The organism is Oleiphilus sp. HI0080 (assembly GCF_001635135.1).
This window is the reverse complement of sequence record NZ_LWFU01000508.1, coordinates 1-1,614: the sequence shown is the minus strand read 5'-3', so window position 1 is coordinate 1,614 and position 1,614 is coordinate 1. Positions and strand designations below refer to the sequence as shown.

Genomic DNA, 1,614 nt, shown 5'->3' with positions numbered 1-1,614 from the left:
ACGTCAATCGGCGGAAATCAAACAAGAGAGCTCGAAATCGAAACCAATCGCCTGCATGCATTGCTTCGCACGGCTGCCAATGAGGCAGTATTCACCAATACCGAGATTGGTATGCAGATTTTCGAAGAGGGGTATAGCTTTATTACCTACGACGAGGATGCGCAGTCTTGGCAAACGGCTTCAAGCACTATTTTGCAAGCCAACGAGCTGCCCGAATGGATGTTTATCGAATTTGAGCGCGAAGGCGAAGAGGTTGAGCTGCCTTCAAAGCCTAAGGATGAAGACCGAGAGTATGGTGATGACACCTCAAGCCTTAAGCCTGACTTTATGTTTCTTTCCAGTGGCGAAGTGACAAGCTTTCGCTTGGTTCTAGGGAAGCGGGACGACTCTGACGTCTATCGAGAGATTGTACTTAACGAGTATGGCGAGATCGTATTGCCTCATGTCGAAGCTCGAAAGGCGGATGGATGAAGTGCTTAAATCAGCCATTTGATCGCGGTTTTACTTTGTTGGAAGTGCTCATCGCACTTATCTTTTTCTCGCTCATAGGTGTTGTTTTGCAGGATGTCACAGCATCTTCAATGAGCAACGTGCTCAAGGCGCGAGCCAATAGCTATGCAACATGGATTGCCGAAAATAAGCTCACTGAACTTCGCTTGGCGGAGGGCCTTCCGTCTCCCAAACAGTATAAGGAAGATATCGAATTTGGTGTTAATGACTGGCAAGTCGTTACGCTTGTTCAAAAGACGGAGAATCCGGATATACATCGGGTAGAGGTACAAGTTTCGTTGATCGAGGAAGAATTTGATGAGCCGAGGCAGATTCGTTCTCTAACCGGATTTGTGGGTCGTTACTGATGTCGGGCTTGTGCATGCCGAAAAGGCTTGACCGGTATCATGGGTTTACCCTGCTTGAAGTATTGATAGCGATCGCTATTACCGCCCTTATCGGCTTAGGGTCATGGCAGTTACTGAATAGTGCAATTCGGACTTACGAGTTGGGGCAGGAAAGCTTGCAAGCCTTATCTGCTCTTCAGCGAGCACAATTGTCAATAGAGCGCGATTTTTCTCAGGTGTTACCTAGGGCTATTCGGGACGAGTTTGGAGATTATCAGGCCGCGATAAAAGATGGTGAAGATTTTTATACCGTTGAACTTACGCGCGCTGGCTGGCGCAACCCACTGCAACAAAAACGGTCAGAACTACAGCGAGTTGCTTACGAGCTAACAGATGGTGAGCTGTTGCGGCACCACTGGAAGGTGCTTGATCGCGCGCAGGACTCAGAGCCAACAACACGCCGTCTGTTAGAGGGGGTAGAGCGCTTTGAGATCGCTTACCTGAATGATAGTGATGCGTGGATTGATGAATGGCCTCCTCTTGATAATGCTTCCGATGGTGAATCCCGGGATAGAATGACGCGATACGCTTTGCTGCCTAAGGCTGTGCGCGTTGAGCTGGAGCATCCGCGTTATGGTCTTATTACGCGTTACTTTGAGCAGGCTAGTTATCTTGAGAACACTTTGATTCAAGCGAGTGGTGGGCAAGACAGTTCAGGTCAAGAGAATGGAGAGACCGACGAGCAGGCAACGCAGGGTGGTGACTCCAGTTCGAGCGC

3 protein-coding genes are annotated in these 1,614 nt (G+C 49.1%); all 3 read left to right on the top strand.

The window, feature by feature from the left end:
* Nucleotides 1–471 (top strand): GspH/FimT family pseudopilin (locus A3751_RS10710; RefSeq protein WP_068455599.1); only part of this gene is annotated, 471 nt, incomplete at its 5' end.
* Nucleotides 468–857: a type II secretion system minor pseudopilin GspI gene (gspI, locus tag A3751_RS10705; protein WP_068455597.1), complete on the top strand. Its 390-nt coding sequence runs from the start codon at nt 468–470 to the stop codon at nt 855–857. The genes A3751_RS10710 and gspI, both read left to right, overlap by 4 nt.
* Before the next feature lie 14 nt (nt 858–871).
* Nucleotides 872–1,614, top strand: a 743-nt coding sequence (gspJ, locus tag A3751_RS10700; protein WP_197466278.1) for a type II secretion system minor pseudopilin GspJ, incomplete at its 3' end; no start/stop codon positions are given.